Source organism: Sorangium sp. So ce321, assembly GCF_051530195.1.
Classification (GTDB): Bacteria; Myxococcota_A; Polyangia; order Polyangiales; family Polyangiaceae; genus Sorangium.
In genome coordinates this window covers 6,728,087-6,742,618 of the sequence record NZ_CP150329.1, presented here as the reverse complement: position 1 = coordinate 6,742,618, position 14,532 = coordinate 6,728,087, and the positions used below count along the sequence as shown (strand labels likewise).

Annotated in this window: 13 protein-coding genes; 9 read left to right on the top strand and 4 right to left on the bottom strand. The window is 70.8% G+C overall.

The window, feature by feature from the left end; translation table 11 throughout:
- The first annotated feature begins 80 nt into the window (after positions 1 to 80).
- The 3 genes from WME89_RS24920 to WME89_RS24910 all read left to right on the top strand — a co-directional run bounded on the left by WME89_RS24920 (position 81) and on the right by WME89_RS24910 (position 3,720).
- Entirely contained in the window at positions 81 to 1,094 is a 1,014-nt protein-coding gene (locus WME89_RS24920; RefSeq protein WP_438011574.1) for a zinc-binding alcohol dehydrogenase family protein, read from the top strand.
- Between the two features lie 32 nt (positions 1,095 to 1,126).
- A complete protein-coding gene (locus WME89_RS24915) occupies positions 1,127 to 2,257 on the top strand; it encodes a mannitol dehydrogenase family protein (RefSeq protein WP_438011573.1) in 1,131 nt (376 codons plus the stop codon).
- Positions 2,258 to 2,454: 197 nt separating this feature from the next.
- On the top strand, positions 2,455 to 3,720 hold the full coding sequence (locus WME89_RS24910; RefSeq protein ID WP_438011572.1) for an MFS transporter: 1,266 nt from the start codon (positions 2,455 to 2,457) through the stop codon (positions 3,718 to 3,720).
- Between the two features lie 553 nt (positions 3,721 to 4,273).
- Here WME89_RS24910 and WME89_RS24905 read toward each other — a convergent pair.
- Positions 4,274 to 4,783 carry a DUF4267 domain-containing protein gene (locus WME89_RS24905; protein ID WP_438011571.1) on the bottom strand — a complete coding sequence of 170 codons (510 nt, stop codon included), beginning with the start codon at positions 4,781 to 4,783 and terminating at the stop codon, positions 4,274 to 4,276.
- 15 nt (positions 4,784 to 4,798) lie between these two features.
- Here WME89_RS24905 and WME89_RS24900 point away from each other — a divergent pair, with 15 nt between their 5' ends.
- Complete coding sequence (locus WME89_RS24900) at positions 4,799 to 5,734, top strand: cupin domain-containing protein (RefSeq protein ID WP_438011570.1); 936 nt, start codon at positions 4,799 to 4,801, stop codon at positions 5,732 to 5,734.
- Positions 5,735 to 5,851: 117 nt separating this feature from the next.
- Here WME89_RS24900 and WME89_RS24895 read toward each other — a convergent pair whose 3' ends face one another.
- Positions 5,852 to 7,339, bottom strand: coding sequence for a UxaA family hydrolase (locus tag WME89_RS24895; RefSeq protein WP_438011960.1), 1,488 nt, complete (start codon positions 7,337 to 7,339; stop codon positions 5,852 to 5,854).
- A 275-nt stretch (positions 7,340 to 7,614) separates the two neighbouring features.
- Between WME89_RS24895 and WME89_RS24890 the strand changes: the two genes are divergently transcribed.
- Positions 7,615 to 8,046 carry a carboxymuconolactone decarboxylase family protein gene (locus tag WME89_RS24890; RefSeq protein WP_438011569.1) on the top strand — a complete coding sequence of 144 codons (432 nt, stop codon included), beginning with the start codon at positions 7,615 to 7,617 and terminating at the stop codon, positions 8,044 to 8,046.
- 1 nt (position 8,047) lies between these two features.
- Positions 8,048 to 8,938 (top strand): RNA polymerase sigma factor SigJ, encoded by an 891-nt coding sequence (gene sigJ, locus WME89_RS24885; RefSeq protein ID WP_438011568.1) that lies wholly within the window; start codon positions 8,048 to 8,050, stop codon positions 8,936 to 8,938.
- Positions 8,939 to 8,971: 33 nt separating this feature from the next.
- On the opposite strand, the gene WME89_RS24880 is transcribed toward sigJ, so the two are convergent.
- On the bottom strand, positions 8,972 to 9,799 hold the full coding sequence (locus tag WME89_RS24880) for a helix-turn-helix domain-containing protein (RefSeq protein WP_438011567.1): 828 nt from the start codon (positions 9,797 to 9,799) through the stop codon (positions 8,972 to 8,974).
- Positions 9,800 to 10,014: 215 nt separating this feature from the next.
- Here WME89_RS24880 and WME89_RS24875 point away from each other — a divergent pair, with 215 nt between their 5' ends.
- A complete protein-coding gene (locus WME89_RS24875; RefSeq protein WP_438011566.1) occupies positions 10,015 to 10,887 on the top strand; it encodes an NAD(P)-dependent oxidoreductase in 873 nt (290 codons plus the stop codon).
- 19 nt (positions 10,888 to 10,906) lie between these two features.
- Complete coding sequence (locus tag WME89_RS24870) at positions 10,907 to 11,671, top strand: SDR family oxidoreductase (RefSeq protein WP_437627720.1); 765 nt, start codon at positions 10,907 to 10,909, stop codon at positions 11,669 to 11,671.
- Positions 11,672 to 11,776: 105 nt separating this feature from the next.
- Here the strand turns inward: WME89_RS24870 and WME89_RS24865 are convergent, their stop codons facing one another.
- Complete coding sequence (locus WME89_RS24865) at positions 11,777 to 12,403, bottom strand: hypothetical protein (protein ID WP_438011565.1); 627 nt, start codon at positions 12,401 to 12,403, stop codon at positions 11,777 to 11,779.
- 96 nt (positions 12,404 to 12,499) lie between these two features.
- On the opposite strand from WME89_RS24865, the gene WME89_RS24860 reads away from it, so the two are divergent.
- Positions 12,500 to 14,530, top strand: a complete 2,031-nt coding sequence (locus tag WME89_RS24860; protein WP_438011564.1) for a hypothetical protein — start codon at positions 12,500 to 12,502, stop codon at positions 14,528 to 14,530.
- Positions 14,531 to 14,532 lie beyond the last annotated feature (2 nt).

Genomic DNA, 14,532 nt, shown 5'->3' with positions numbered 1-14,532 from the left:
GCAGAACAGAGCGGCCCCGGCTGCGGAGCGCGCCGTGAACGCCGCGAGTGAACGAAGTCGCTCAGCGAGGCAATGACAGCATGAAAGCCCTGACGATCACCGGTCCGTCGGCTGCGCAGGTGACCCAGATCCACGAGCCTGAGCCGGCGCACGACGAGGTGTTGATCCGCGTGCGACGGGTCGGCCTGTGCGGCTCCGACCTGAACACGTTCCTGGGCAAGAACCCGATGGTGACGTACCCTCGGGTGCTGGGTCACGAGGTGGCCGGCACGATCGTGGAGCTCGGCTCCGGCGTCGAGGCGGACTGGCGCGTCGGGACCGACGTCACGTTCACGCCGTACACGGCGTGCGGCGTGTGTCCCTCGTGCCGCGCGGGACGGCGCAACGCCTGCCGCGACAACAAGACGATGGGCGTGCAGCGCGACGGCGCGCTGACCGAGCTCGTGGCCGTGCCGTACCAGAAGCTCTTCACGTCACGGAAGTTGAACCTCACCGAGCTCGCGCTGGTCGAGCCGTTCTCGGTCGGCTTTCACGCGGCGGCGCGGGGGCGCGTCGAGGCCGAGGAGACCGTCCTGGTGATGGGCTGCGGCGGCGTCGGGCTCGGAGCCATCGCCGGGGCGGTGAGCCGCGGCGCGCGCGTGATCGCGCTCGACACGCAGGACGAGAAGCTCGCGCTCGCCAGGGCGCTCGGCGCGCGCGAGGCGGTGCTCGCGGGCGCCGATGCACGCGAGCGCGTGATGGAGTTGACGAACGGCGACGGGCCGGACGTCGTGATCGAGGCCGTGGGCGCGACCGCGACGTACCGCAACGCGGTGGAGTGGGTGAAGTTCTGCGGTCGCGTCGTGTACATCGGGTACGGCAAAGAGCCGGTGAGCTACGAGACCAAGCTGTTCGTGATGAAGGAGCTCGACATCCTCGGCTCGCGCAACTGCCTGGGCGAGTTCTCGGACGTGATCGCCTTCTTCGAGCGGCGCACGTTCGACCCGAACCTCCTGATCTCGAGGTCGATCCCCATCGAAGGCGTGCCCGACGCGCTCGCCGGCTGGGCTGCCGACCCCGGTCGAACATCCAAGATCATGGTCGGCGTGTCGTGAGCGCGCGCCTGTCGAGCCGCCGGAGCACTGACATGGGCAATCCGATTCTCCAGTTCGGCACGAGCCGCTTCCTGCAGGCTCACGCGGACTTCTTCATCGCGGAGGCGCTGCGCCTCGGCGACGCGCTCGGGACGGTCACCGTGGTGCAGACCACGTCGAACCCCGAGAGCCGCGCGCGCATCGAAGCGCTGCGCGCACAGGGGCGTTACTCCGTGCGGATCCGCGGGCTGCGCCGCGAAGCGGTCATCGACACGACGATCGAATGCAGGTCGATCACGGAAGCGCTCGACGCGAAGACCGACTGGCCGCTCGTGCGCGAGCGCTTCGCGCAGGATGCGCGCGTCGTGCTCTCGAACACGAGCGACAGCGGATACCTCTGCTTTCCCGAGGACACGGCGGCATTGCTCGCGCCCGGCGCGGGCGTGCCGCGCGGGTTCATCGCGAAGCTCGTCGTCCTGCTGCGCGCGCGCTTCGAGGCGGGCGCGGCGCCGCTCACGCTGCTGCCTTGCGAGCTCGTGTCGAACAACGGCGACACGCTGCGCGCGCTCGTCGGCGGCGTCGCGCGCCAGTGGGGCGCCGACGCCGCCTTCCTGCGCTACATCGAGCACACGTGCGTCTGGGTGAACTCGCTCGTCGACCGGATCGTCTCCGAGCCGATCCGCCCCGTCGGCGCGATCGCCGAGCCCTATGCGCTCTGGGCGATCGAGCAGCGCGAAGGCATGGTGCTGCCGTGCCGGCATGAAGCGATGATCGTGACGGACGACCTGCCCCACTACGAGCGCTTGAAGCTGCTGCTCTTGAACCTCGGGCACACCTACCTCGCCGAGCGCTGGCAGACGGACGGGCGCCCCGCCGACGAGAACACGCGGCACGCGATGGGCGACCCGGCCTTGCGCGCCGATCTCGAGGCGCTCTGGCGCGACGAGGTGGTGCCCGTCTTCGATGGGCTCGGCAAGGGCGCCGCCGCGCGCGCCTACCTCGACGAGGTGCGCGAGCGCTTCGAGAACCCGTTCCTCGATCACCGGCTCTCCGATATCGCGCGCAACCACGCCGAGAAGAAGCGACGCCGCTTCGGGCCGGTGATCGAGCTCGCGCGCGAGCTCGGCCTGAACCTCGAGCAGCCCCGGCTGCGCGCGTCGCTCCACACGGCCGTGCCCGCATGAGCGGGTGAGGCTGCCACAGCTCGCGCGGCCGGCCGGCCGCGCGGGCCGCCGCGAACACCACACCGATAACCACGACAACCCGATGCAGCTGCCATCGCGTCGCGCGCGCGGCGTACGTCGAGGCAGCGCCGCCCGGCGGGCATCGCGCGAGAGCTGTCGGTCGCACGAACAGATACGCCGTCCAAGGAGACATGCAGATGAGAAAGATGCGTTGGGTCGTGCTTTTCCTGTGCTTTCTCGCCGTCGCCATCAACTACATCGATCGCGCCAATCTGGCGGTCGCGGCGCCCGAGATCGAGAAGGCGCTCGGCATCGGCCCGGCCCAGATGGGCCTCATCATGAGCGGCTTCTTCTGGACCTACGCGCTCATGCAGATGCCGTTCGGCTGGTTCATCGACCGTGTGGGGGGGCGCATCGCGCTGCCGGTCGCCGTCGGCTGGTGGTCGCTCTTCACCGTGGCGACGGCCGGCGCGTCGAGCGTCGCGTCCATGTTCGGCTACCGATTGCTGCTCGGCGCCGGCGAGGCCGGCGCTTACCCGGCCTGCGCCAAGCTCGTGAGCCAGTGGTTCAAGCCGCGCGAGCGCGCGCTCGCGACGGGCATCTTCGATAGCGGTGCGCGCGTCGGTTCGGCGCTGTCGATCCCCCTCGTCGCCCTCATCATCGATACGTTCGGATGGCAGGCGGCCTTCATCATCACGGGCTTGCTCGGCGCGGTGTGGATCCTCGGCTGGGTCGTCATCTACCGCAGCCCTGCCCACGGCGACATGACGGGCGAGGCCGACGTCATCCACGCACCGCCCGCCAAGGACGCGCAGAACGACGTGACGTGGGCGTCGCTCTTCCGCCATCGCACGCTCTGGGGCATGATGCTGGGCTTCTTCTGCCTCAACTTCACCAACTACTTCTTCATCACGTGGTTCCCGAGCTACCTCGTGCAGACGCGCGGCTTCTCGCTCAAGTCGCTCGGCACGCTCGGCATGGTTCCCGCGCTGATGGCGATCCCGGGCGGCTGGATCGGCGGCTTCGTCTCGGACGCGCTCTATCGTCGGGGCTGGAGCCTCACCGCCGCACGCAAGACCTGCATGGTCGGCGGTATGCTGGTGTCGTCGGTGATCACGCTGTCGTCATTGACGTCCAACGTGACCCTGATGCTCATCTTGTTCGGCATCTCGTACTCGAGCCTCGCGTTCGCCGGCGCGAGCGTCTGGTCCCTTCCCGGCGACGTCGCGCCCACGCCGCGCCACGTGGCTTCGATCGGGGGCATCCAGAACTTCGCGTCGAATCTGGCCGGCATCGTCATCACGACGTTCACCGGCGTGATGGTCTCGGTGACCAAGGGCTCGTTCACGATCCCGCTCGTCGTGGCGGGCGGCTTCTGCCTTCTCGGCGCGTTCAGCTACCTCTTCATCGTCGGCAAGATCGAGCCACTCCGGATCGAGACCGGCCGCCGCGAGGCGGCCTAGAGCGGTTTTCAGGCGGAATCGGTACTCCGTCTTCGGTCTTCGGTCTTCGGTCTTCGGTCTTCGGTCTTCGGTCTTCGGTCTTCGGTCTTCGGTCTTCGGTCTTCGGTCTTCGGTCTTCGGTCTTCGGTCTTCGGTCTTCGGTCTTCGGTCTTCGGTCTTCCGTCTTCCGTCTTCCGTGCTCGTCCTTCGTGCGCGTGCGCGTGCGCGTGCGCGCTGACTCCGGGGAATCGCGCACGCGCACGCGCACGCGCACGGGGAAGACAGACGCAAGACGAGAGACGGAAGACGAGAGACGCAAGACGAGAGACGAGAGACGGAAGACGAGAGACGAAGGACGAAGGACGAAGGACGTCTGCATCAAACCCGAGCGAATGCCGCTCTAGAACCCCGGGTCAATCTGCGTTCCCGATGACACCGTCGAGATGCTCGGCGCATTCTACAGCCTGTGGGTCGGGTCGAATGGACATAATCTCCCCTGTGCGATCTCGCTCGCGTGAGGAATCCCTGTGATCGACTATCGCCCCGACGGGACTCCTCCAAGCACCTGGTAGGGTCACGCACGGCGGCGGAGCTGCAGCGCGCCGAGCGCGACGCAGAGCACGGCGGTGCCCCAGTGGACCGCGAGGTAGCCCGGGTGAGCGCCGCGCCACGCGAGCACGATGGCTCCGTCGACGACGGGGATCACGGCGCCGAGGAGCAGCGTGAGCGCCGCGGCGCGCCGCTCGCCAAGGAGCGCGAAGGCGACGAGCAAGCCGCCGAAGGAGAGGTCGCGCACGCCCTTGGCGACAGCGTACGCGGCGAGGCCAGTGAGCGGCACGCCGAAGCCCGCAGCCGCGGCGCCGGGGACGACCAGGAAGCGCGCGCCGATGAAGCACAGCGTGAGGCCAGTGAGCACCGTGGCGATGCCCGCGCCGCCGAGGCGGCGCGACGGAAGGGATGAGGCGGAGGAAGCGATGGTGGCGTCGTTCATGGGCTGGATGTAGCCCTCGGCGGACGCGCCCACCATGGCCGGCGCGCGCAACGAATGGCCCCAAACGCTCACGTTGCGAGCGCTCTGGATCATCGCTAGGCTCGCGCCATGTACCAGGATGACCCGCTCTCGAGCCGATTTTCCATGGCGAAACTCTCGTCCGAGCTCGTCTGCCGTACCGTCCTGCGAGGGGCTTGGGCGCTCGAGATTCCGGCGCGTCCGATCCTGGTGCTCCACCACGTGACCGAGGGGAGCTGCGTGCTGCGCGCCGGGCGAGAGGCTGTCTCGCTCTACCAGGGCGACGTGGCGCTGGTGCGACCGAACGTGGGGCACCGCGTCGACCACGGCGACGCGAGGGCGAAGCCCGCGCTCCTCGACCGGTGGCTCGAGGTCGCGCGAGAGGAGGACGGCGAGCGCGTGCTCGGCCGCGGCGCCACCACGGCGCGCGCGCTGTGCGGCGTGTTCCGGTTCGAGCACGACACGCTCGCCCCCTTGCTGCAGGTCCTGCCGACGGTGATCCACGCCGGCGCGCGGGCCATCGAGGCGCGGCCCTCGTTTGCCGACGCGCTGGCGCGCCTGCGGAGCGAGCTGCACGAGACGCGCCTGGGGGCGGGGCTGGCTCGCCGTCGCTGGCTCGAGCTCATCCTCATCGAGCTCGTACGGCTGCTCGCCGACCGCGAGCCCGCGAAGCTCGCCGCGCTCGGCGCCACGCAAGACCCCGTCGTCGCCCGCGCGATCGCCGAGCTCGTGCACGACCCGGCGCGCGCGTGGGACGTCGACATCCTGGCGCGAACCGTGGGCGTCTCGCGCGCCACGCTCGCCCGGCGGTTCCTCGAGGCCACGGGCGCGCCGCCGATGGCGTACCGGGCGACGCTGCGCACCGAGCACGCGCGCCGCCTGCTCCGCGAGACGACGCTGTCGAACCAGCAGATCGCCCACGCGGTCGGGTTCGCCACGGTGCAGGCGTTTCAGCGCGCGTTTCGGCGCGAGACCGGGGCGACGCCGTCGGCTGTCCGCGCGCAGCTGCGCGCCGCGCACGGCTAGATCACCGCGCAGGAACGTCGATCAGCTCGTGACGTGGATCGAAACAAGCGGACGCCTCGTTCGCCTGGGAACCGCCAAACCCCCGACGAACAGGCGTTTGCGAGAGGCGCTCCAGGCTCAGAGGGTGACGCCGCGCTTCCAGAGCGCGATCTCGCGCTCGTCGTTCTCCTCGGCGCGGGTTGGACGGCCCGAGGCGGTGGCCAGCACCAGGTCCATCAGGGCGTCGGCGGCCGTATCCATGGATTCGCCCGAGGCGACGCGGCCGGCGTCGAAGTCGATCCAGCGCTGCTTGCGCTGGGCGAGGCTGGAGTTGGTGGCGAGCTTGAGGGTCGGCACGGGAAAGCCAAGCGGCGTGCCCCGGCCGGTGGTGAAGAGGATCACCGTCGCGCCGGAGGCGGCGAGCGCCGTGGACGAGACAGCGTCGTTGCCGGGGGCCTCCAGCAGCGCCACGCCCGGCTTGCCGCGGATCTGCCCGCCGTAGCGGACCACCTCGGTCACCGGGGCGCGGCCGGCCTTCTGCACCGCGCCCAGGGACTTCTCCTCCAGCGTGGTGATGCCACCAGCGATGTTGCCGGGCGAGGGGTTCTCCGACACCGGCTCGCCGTGGGCGATGAAGTAGCTCTTGAAGTCGTTCACCACGCCGACGACCTCCGCATGGACCGCCTCGCTCTCGGCGCGGGCCATGAGCAGGCGCTCGGCGCCGAAGATCTCCGGGATCTCGGTCAGGATGGCCGAGCCGCCGGCGGCGCAGACCTTGTCGGCGATGCGGCCCACGAGCGGGTTGGCGGTCAGCCCCGAGAAGCCGTCCGAGCCGCCGCATTTGAGGCCGATCACCAGGTCGGAGGCGGGGCAGGGCTCGCGGCGGTCCTGCTCGGCGACCCTGACCAGCTCTTCGACGGCCTCGACGCCCGCCTCGAGCTCATCCTCGACCGTCTGGGCGGTGAAGGACCGCAGGCGCTCGCGATCGAGGCCCGGGGCGCTCTCGAGGAGCAGGCCGAGCTGGTTGTTCTCGCAGCCGAGGCCGATGATCAGCACGCCGCCCGCGTTCGGGTGGCCGGCCAGGGCCGCGGTCATCCGGCGGGTGGCCTCGAGGTCTCCCCCGAGCTGGGAGCAGCCGAAGGGGTGGGTGAGCGCGTAGACCCCGTCCACCCGGCCCTTGAAGCGTCTGTCCGCCTCGGCGGCCACCTTCTGGGCTGTGCGCGAGACGCAGCCCACCGTCGAGAGGATCCAGATCTCGTTGCGGGTGGCCACCCGACCGTTCTTCCGCCGGTAACCCAGGAAGGTGCGGTCTTCGGTGGAGGAGAGGGGCTCCGGGGTCGCGGGCTCGTAGGCGTAGGTGTCGAGGCCGGAGAGCGCGGTGGCCAGGTTGTGCGTGTGCACGTGGTCGCCCGGCTGGATGTCCACCGTCGCCCGCCCGATCGGCCAACCGTACTTCCGCACCGGCTCGCCGGCGGCCACCGCGCGCAGCGCTACCTTGTGTCCGGCCGGGATCTCGACACGGGCGGTGATCGCCTCGGCCACCGGATCGCCGGTGGCCAGGCCCCGCACGGCGACGGCCACATCGTCTCGGGGATCGATCCGCAACAGGGAGGCTGCCAGGCTCATCTCACCCAGGGTAATCGGTGTGACATTGGCGCGGCAAGCCCGCCCGGTGCCGCAAATACCAGAGGCCATCACGCGGCCACACACACCGAGGTAGCCCTGGCCCTCCTTCAAGGCCCTTCGGCCTCGCGGCGAGCTCTCCATGGATCGGTGCAAAATTCATGTGAGGATGAAACTCGTTGCCCGGCGAGCGCGCGCGTCGGCCACACGTCACAACCGCGAAGGCTCGATCGTCATCCAGGGGAGGGGCCCGCGGGCCCATGACAAGGAGAACGACGATGAGCGAGCGATCCGCCGTGAAGTACGAGCAGGTGATCCCGGACGTGCTGCAGGCGCTGGCCGGCGTGCACCGGGTGATGGAGGGGCACGCCTTCGACCGGAAGATCATCCACCTCGTGCAGCTGCGCGCGTCGCAGATCAACCAGTGCGCCTTCTGCGTGAAGATGCACACCAGGGAGGCGCGGCAGGACGGCGAGACGAACGACCGCCTCGACCGCGTGGTGGTCTGGGAGCACGTCAGCGATTTCAATGAGCGCGAGCGGGCCGCCCTCGCGTGGACCGAGGCGCTGACCGTCCTCGACCGGCGGACCGACTACGCGGCGCTCCGCGCGCGGCTGCGGGAGCACTTCTCCGAGGAGGAGATCGGCGCTTTGACCGCCGCCGTGGCCATGATCAACCTCTGGAACCGCATCCAGGTGTCGAGTCACTGAGATGGCGCAGCGCGACGACGCATCGGCCTTCGAGGCGGCCAGGCCCATGCTGCTCGGCCTGGCCTACCGCATCCTCGGCTCGCGCGCGGAGGCCGAGGACGCGGTGCAGGACACGTACCTGAAGTGGCAGAGCGCCGACAGGAGCGCCATCGAGAACCCGGGCTCGTGGCTCACGACCCTCTGCACCCGCCGGTGCATCGATCTCCTGCGCTCCGCGCGGAGCGCCCGCGTGGACTACGTGGGCGCGTGGCTGCCGGAGCCGATCCACGCGCCGGCCGAGCTCGATCCCGGCGAGCGGCTGTCGCTCTCGTCGTCGCTCCAGACAGCGTTCCTGCTGGTGCTCGAGCGGCTCGCCCCGAAGGAGCGGGCGGCGTACCTGCTCCACGAGGTCTTCGACGTCTCCTACCCGGAGGTCGCCGCGGCGCTCGGCATCCAGGAGAGCGCGTGCCGCAAGCTCGTCTCGCGCGCGCGCGCCAACATCGCGCAAGCGAAGGCGCGGCACGCGACCCCCCTGGACCGGCAGGAGCGGCTGCTCGCCGCCTTCCAGACCGCCATCGCGAGCGGCGGCACGGACCACCTCGCGGCGCTGCTCTCGGACGACGTCGAGCTCTGCGCCGACGGGGGCGGCAAGGTCCCCACCATCCTCCATGTCCTGCGGGGCAAGGCCGAGGTCCTCGGCTTCATCCGCCGCGCGCTCCACGAGTACTGGAGCGATTACGAGTGGGACGAGGAGGACATCAACGGAGGCCGGGGCGTCGTGCTGCGGAAGGACGGCTCGGCCACGGCCTGCGTTTCCTTCGCCTATGACGAGCACGGCGCGGCGACGAACATCTACATCGTGCGCAACCCCGACAAGCTCTCTCGCCTGGCCAGAGACGGCGCGGGCGCGTAGCGGACGCGCTCTCCGCCCGGTCGCAGGCGCCGATCAGCGCGCGGCCGGGCGGCGGGCCAGCGCCGTCGGCGTCACGCCGAGGACGCGGCGCATGCACCGGGCCATGTGGCTCTGGTGCGCGAACCCCGCCTCGATCGCCACCTGGCTGGCAGGCAGTTCGCCGCGCAGGAGCAGCGCCTTCGCGCGCTCCACCCGGCGCTGGACGACGTACTCGTGCACCGGCAGGCCGGTCGACCGCTTGAACAGGGTCTTGAGGTGGGACGCGCTGACCTCGGCGACGCCGGCGAGCCGCTCCAGGGACAGGTTCTGATCGAGGTGCTCCTCGATGTACGACGTCACGCGCCGCAGCTGTAGCTTCGACAGACCGCGCGGCGGCTTGCTCGGCGCCGGGGAGCGGCCGAGCAGGTGCACCGCGAGGGCGAGGCCCAGGCTCTCGGTGTAGAGCAGCCCGCCCGGGTGGCCGGCCATGCGATCGGCGTCGAGGGCCCAGGCGATGTGCTGGATCTGCGGATCCCTGAGCTGGTGGCGCAGATCGAGGCCGGCCGTGTCGGGATCGCGACCCATGTCGATGGCCGCGCGGCGCAGGAGGGAAGGGGACAGCCGCAGGATGAGCGACGTGTTCGCGTCCTCCTCCTCCCAGACGTCCGCGAACCCGGCGGGGAGGATGTCTATATCGCCGCGCGTGTAGAGGAGCCGCTGGACACCGCAGATCCCGCGGACCGGCGGCCCCGCGAGGACCCGCAGCCGGTGGTCGTCCGATGCCTCGAGCGCGATGACGCCGGGCTGAGTCGTGAGGACGTCCACGCGCATCCCGAGGCGCGGGCGGGGCGCGGCCTGCTCCTGTGTGCCGATGGCTTGCATCCCGCCCGAGTATCCACCGGCGGCGCGCCGGGCGCCATGCGCTGCTGCTCCCGCGTCCGGGGGCATCCGGATGTGCCCCGATGCGCTCGATGTCCGATGGCGTCCGAACGTGCTCTCCGCGCGTCCGAACGTGCGCGACGGCGCCCCGCGCGGGCCCCAACCATGGCGAGCAAGCGCGCCCGCCATCACGCGGGTGAGCCAACGGAGGACATCGTATGAGTGAAGTCTCTGTCATCGGCCTGGGTCCCATGGGCTTCGCGCTCGCGCGGGTGCTGCTCGAGCGCGGCGACCGCGTCACCGTCTGGAACCGGACGGCCGCGAAGGCCGAGCCGCTCGTCGCGCAGGGCGCGGCGCTGGCGGCGAGCGTCGCGGAGGCGGTCCAGGCGAGCGCCGTCGTCGTCGTCTGCGTCGCCGACTACAACGCGACGTTCCGCCTGCTGGAGGCGCGCGACGTCGCCGCCGCCCTCGCCGGCAAGGTGCTCGTCCAGCTGAGCACGGGGACGCCCGAGGACGCGCGCCGCGGCGAGGCGTGGGCGAAGGAGCAGCGCGTCGATTACCTCGACGGCGCCATCCTGGCCATCCCGAGCCAGATCGGAAAGCCCGAGAGCACCATCCTCGTCTCGGGCTCGGACCCGGCCTACCGGAAGACCAAGCCGCTCCTCGAGCGCATGGCCGGCGCCGTGCCTTACCTCGGGGAGAAGGTGGGCACGGCGTCGGCCCTGGACCTCGCGTTTCTCTCGTACGTGTTCGTGGGGCTCCTCGGCTTCTACCACGGCGCTCGCATCTGCGAGGCAGAGGGCCTGAGCGTGGCCGACCTGGGTTCGATGCTGGCCGACGTCGCGCCGGCCGTCGGCGCGATGATCAAGCATGACGCCCACGTCATCCAGTCTGGAGCGTTCGGGGATCCGGAGAGCTCGCTGGACGCCTGCTGGCGGGGCGCCGAGATCCTCGTGCGGCAGGCGAAGGAGGCGGGGCTCAACACCGATCTGCCGATGTTCGCCGCGGGGCTCTTCAGGAAGGGAGTGACCGCGGGCCACGGCGCCGAGTCTCCAGGCGCGCTCATCAAGGTGCTGCGCGAGGGCGCGTGACGCGATGAAAGGACATGCGATGAAGCGCTATGCAGGGAAGAAGGCTGTCGTCACCGGCGGGACCCACGGCATGGGGCTCGCCACCGTCAAGGCGCTCCTCGACGGCGGGGCCGAGGTGCTGCTCACCGGCCGGAACGAGCGGAACGTCGAGGCCGCGCGGCGCGAGCTCGGCCCCGGCGCGCACGCCGTGCGCTCCGATACGGGGAGCATGGCCGACATCGACGCGCTCCGGGCGATCGTGGCGGAGCGGCTCGGCCAGATCGATCTCCTGTTCGTCAACGCCGGCGTCGCGAGCCTGGAGCGGCTCGATCAGGTGACCGAGGCCTCGTACGACTGGGCCTTCGGCGTCAACGCGAAGGGCGCTTTCTTCACGGTGCAGCGCCTGGCCCCGCTGATCCGGGACGGCGGCTCCATCGTCTTCACGACCTCGATCGCCAACGAGGGCGGCAATCCCGGCATGAGCGTCTACTCCGGGTCGAAGGCGGCGCTCCGCTCGTTCGCGCAGGTCTTCGCCGCGGAGCTCCTGCCCAGGCAGATCCGCGTGAACGCGGTGAGCCCGGGGTTCATCAAGACGCCGACCATGGGCGTCACGGGCGCCCCCGCGGAGGTCCTCGCGGCTTTCGAGAAGGAGGGCCACGAGATCACCCCCATGAAGCGCATCGGCACGCCCGACGAGGTGGCCCGCGCGGTGCTGTTCCTCGCCTTCGACGCGACCTTCACCACCGGCGTCGAGCTGCCCGTCGACGGCGGCCTCGGTCAGGGCATCGTCGCGCCCCACGCGTAACCAAAGGCGCGAGCTCCGCGCGATCCGTTCCGACGGATCGCCCTGGCGAGCGCCAGGCCGCGGCCAGCCCGCCGGGCCCTGTGCCGAGCCGCGCGCGGCGAGGGCTCAATCGACGCACAAGACCCGGGCGTGGCCGGCGCTGTCCATCTCGCAGGAGGTCTCCGGGCAATCGGAGTCGATGCCCTCGAGGCACGCGCACGTGTCGCTGCCGTTGCACGAGGCGGGGAGCTGACGGCAGACGAACGCCACGAGACCCGGGTGCCAGCTCGGGTAATCGATGCGCTCGCAGTACTCGGTCCCCGTCTCGCAGAACCTGAAGCCGCAGGCGAACGTGCCGTCCGGCGGCGTACAGGCCCCGTTCGCCGAGATGTCGACGCGCCGGAGCTCCGGGCAGTGCTCGATCTCGATCTGGCCATCGCAGGCGCAGACCGGCTCCCCTCCGTGGCCACACTCGAGGGGGAGCTTGGTGCAGGTGCCGGAGGTCTCGCCGAGCCCGCACCCGTAATCGCTGAAGTGGCAGTACTCGCTGGCGTCGCAGTCCTCGCTGCTCTCGCAGGGCACGTCGACATCGCCGGCTGGTTCGCCGCCGCCGCTCCCGCCGCCGCCGCTCGTTTCCGCCATACCGCCGGACGAGCCCGGGGTGGCGACGCCCCCCGAGCAGCCCGCGAGGCCAAAGGCCGCTCCGGCAAAGGCGAGAGCGAGGAGCTCCGATCGAGGAGAGAGAAAGGCCATGGCTCACGTTTGAGCAACTGTTGTGCCACGACCTTGTCCGTGCGGAAGAAGGCAATATCGGGACTGAATCACCGTGTGTGTCACTCCGGAGGGCGCATGATGGCGCATGATGGCGCATGCGGAGACGCCGCGACACGGCGCGACGTGGGGCGAGACCGCGCCGCGTCGATGTGCGGAGAGCCCCGCGATCCCGGCGCGAGCGCGGCGCGCGATGATCGCTGGCCGACGCCGCCCGCCGGCGCGACCCCGTGGGTCTTTCCGCCGGACGTGCCCTACGAGCAGCGCCCCCCCTGGCGCGCAGGCGCGTGCACCGGCTGGTCGCAGGTCCCTCCGGCGTACGATTACCCCGCTCCAGCCATCTCGGAGGAGGGGCTGTGGGTCACCGGCGGCCAGTACTTGAGCTCCTCGCACGTCATGCACCTCACGCGCTGCGGCTGGACGATGACGGGCTTCGGACCGCGTACTACGCTCCACAACGTCGCTGCCGGGACAGACTGGGTTGCGCTCTCCACCGGCGACAGGACCCACATCCCGTACCGGCGCGGCGGGACCTGGTACAACATCGCCGTTCCGGAGGCTCCGGCCGCCGCCAGCCGCGTCTACAACGTCGGCGGGACCCTGGCGCTCACCTCGTTCGACGGGACGATCGGGCTGTACGATCCGTCGACCGGCTGGCGCCGGATCCTCCCTATGGGCACCGGCATCCCGAGCGCGCTCTGGGGCGATCCGACCAACCTCTTCGAGACCTACGATTCCGGCGTCCGGCGGTGGGACGGCTCCCGCTGGCGAGAGCTCACCGGCCCGGCGCCGCAGCGCTACCTCGACGTCGCGGGCAATGGAACAGAGGTGTTCGTCGCCGGCGACAGGAATCTCTACCTGGTGTCGGGCGATTCGCTGGTGCTGCAGCCAGGTTTCGACTGCGGGACTGGCAACATCACTTATTACGGCGACTTTGCGGCCGAGGGCGGGACGCTGGCCATCAGCGTGAGTTGCTACGACCCGAGCGCGGACGAGCATCATTTCCGGGTCTTCCTCCGGAGCGGCGGCGCGTGGGTCGCGACGGCAGCTCTCCCGGAGCCGTCCCCGGTGCAGCCACCCCAGACCCACGGCCCGGACCTCGGGATCGGCCCGGGGGGTGTCGTCCACGCCAGCTCGACGGACGGGCAGATCCTGCGGCTCGACCCGACCGGCTGGACATCGCTCGTGGAGTCCCCCGCGCCGACGTGGAGGTCGTTCGCGGGCCGGACTGGCGACGAGATCTACGCTGTCGGCGACGGCGTCGCCCGCCTGTCGGCGGACGGCCGCACGTGGGCGCCGGTCCCGGGCGCCGAGGCCATCCGCGGCCGCTCGGCGTGGCAGGCGCCGGACGGCACGCTGTTCGTCGTCGGGACCGACGCCGGCGTGAGCTCGGTCTGGCGCCAGGACGGCGCGACATGGACGCGCGACCTGTCGCTGCCTGCCGCCGCAGCCTCGAACCTCGTGGGGCGCTCGTCCTCGGACGCCTACGTCGCGCTGGACAACACGCTCCACCACTGGGACGGCGCCGCGTGGTCGCCGGTGGGCACATCGCCGTGCAGCGGACGGGACGCGATCATGGCGCGCCTCGCGCTCGCGGGCTCGCGGGTCGTGGTCGCGCGGTGCGCCAAGCACGCCCTGGATGATTCCCGGGGACCCTCGTTCGTGGAGTGGGACGGCGCCGCGTGGTCCGAGTCCCCCGCGACGGGGGACGCCCTCGCGCAGATCGGTCCGCCCGACGCGCCGCAGGCCTACGCGTGGGAGAAGGCCCAGGGACAGGGCGTGTACCGCGTGCGCGATGACCTCGGCTGGGGTCTCGGCACCTTGACTCCCGCGGACATCATCGAGGATCTCGCGGGCACGCCGGAGCGGCTCGTCGCGAGCGCCTACCTGCACAACGCACCGCCGTTCGACCAGTTCCTCGGCCGGACGGACGGCACGGCGTGGACCCGCAACCACGACTGGATGCATTTCGCGTCGAACGGCGAGACGGAGCTCCCTTCCCCGATCTGGAGCGACGGCCGCCGGGTGGCCACCACGGTCAACCTGGGCGCGCGGCCGTTCTACGGCGGCCTCGCGAGCTCGGCCGTCCTGTGCGACCTGGGTCCGTAGAT

Coding starts and splice junctions, on each gene's coding strand:
- WME89_RS24920 (WP_438011574.1), top strand. CDS start 81: ATGAAAGCCCTGACGATCACCGGTCCGTCGGCTGCGCAGGTGACCCAG.
- WME89_RS24915 (WP_438011573.1), top strand. CDS start 1,127: ATGGGCAATCCGATTCTCCAGTTCGGCACGAGCCGCTTCCTGCAGGCT.
- WME89_RS24910 (WP_438011572.1), top strand. CDS start 2,455: ATGAGAAAGATGCGTTGGGTCGTGCTTTTCCTGTGCTTTCTCGCCGTC.
- WME89_RS24905 (WP_438011571.1), bottom strand. CDS start 4,783: ATGATCCAGAGCGCTCGCAACGTGAGCGTTTGGGGCCATTCGTTGCGC.
- WME89_RS24900 (WP_438011570.1), top strand. CDS start 4,799: ATGTACCAGGATGACCCGCTCTCGAGCCGATTTTCCATGGCGAAACTC.
- WME89_RS24895 (WP_438011960.1), bottom strand. CDS start 7,339: ATGAGCCTGGCAGCCTCCCTGTTGCGGATCGATCCCCGAGACGATGTG.
- WME89_RS24890 (WP_438011569.1), top strand. CDS start 7,615: ATGAGCGAGCGATCCGCCGTGAAGTACGAGCAGGTGATCCCGGACGTG.
- sigJ (WP_438011568.1), top strand. CDS start 8,048: ATGGCGCAGCGCGACGACGCATCGGCCTTCGAGGCGGCCAGGCCCATG.
- WME89_RS24880 (WP_438011567.1), bottom strand. CDS start 9,799: ATGCAAGCCATCGGCACACAGGAGCAGGCCGCGCCCCGCCCGCGCCTC.
- WME89_RS24875 (WP_438011566.1), top strand. CDS start 10,015: ATGAGTGAAGTCTCTGTCATCGGCCTGGGTCCCATGGGCTTCGCGCTC.
- WME89_RS24870 (WP_437627720.1), top strand. CDS start 10,907: ATGAAGCGCTATGCAGGGAAGAAGGCTGTCGTCACCGGCGGGACCCAC.
- WME89_RS24865 (WP_438011565.1), bottom strand. CDS start 12,403: ATGGCCTTTCTCTCTCCTCGATCGGAGCTCCTCGCTCTCGCCTTTGCC.
- WME89_RS24860 (WP_438011564.1), top strand. CDS start 12,500: ATGATGGCGCATGATGGCGCATGCGGAGACGCCGCGACACGGCGCGAC.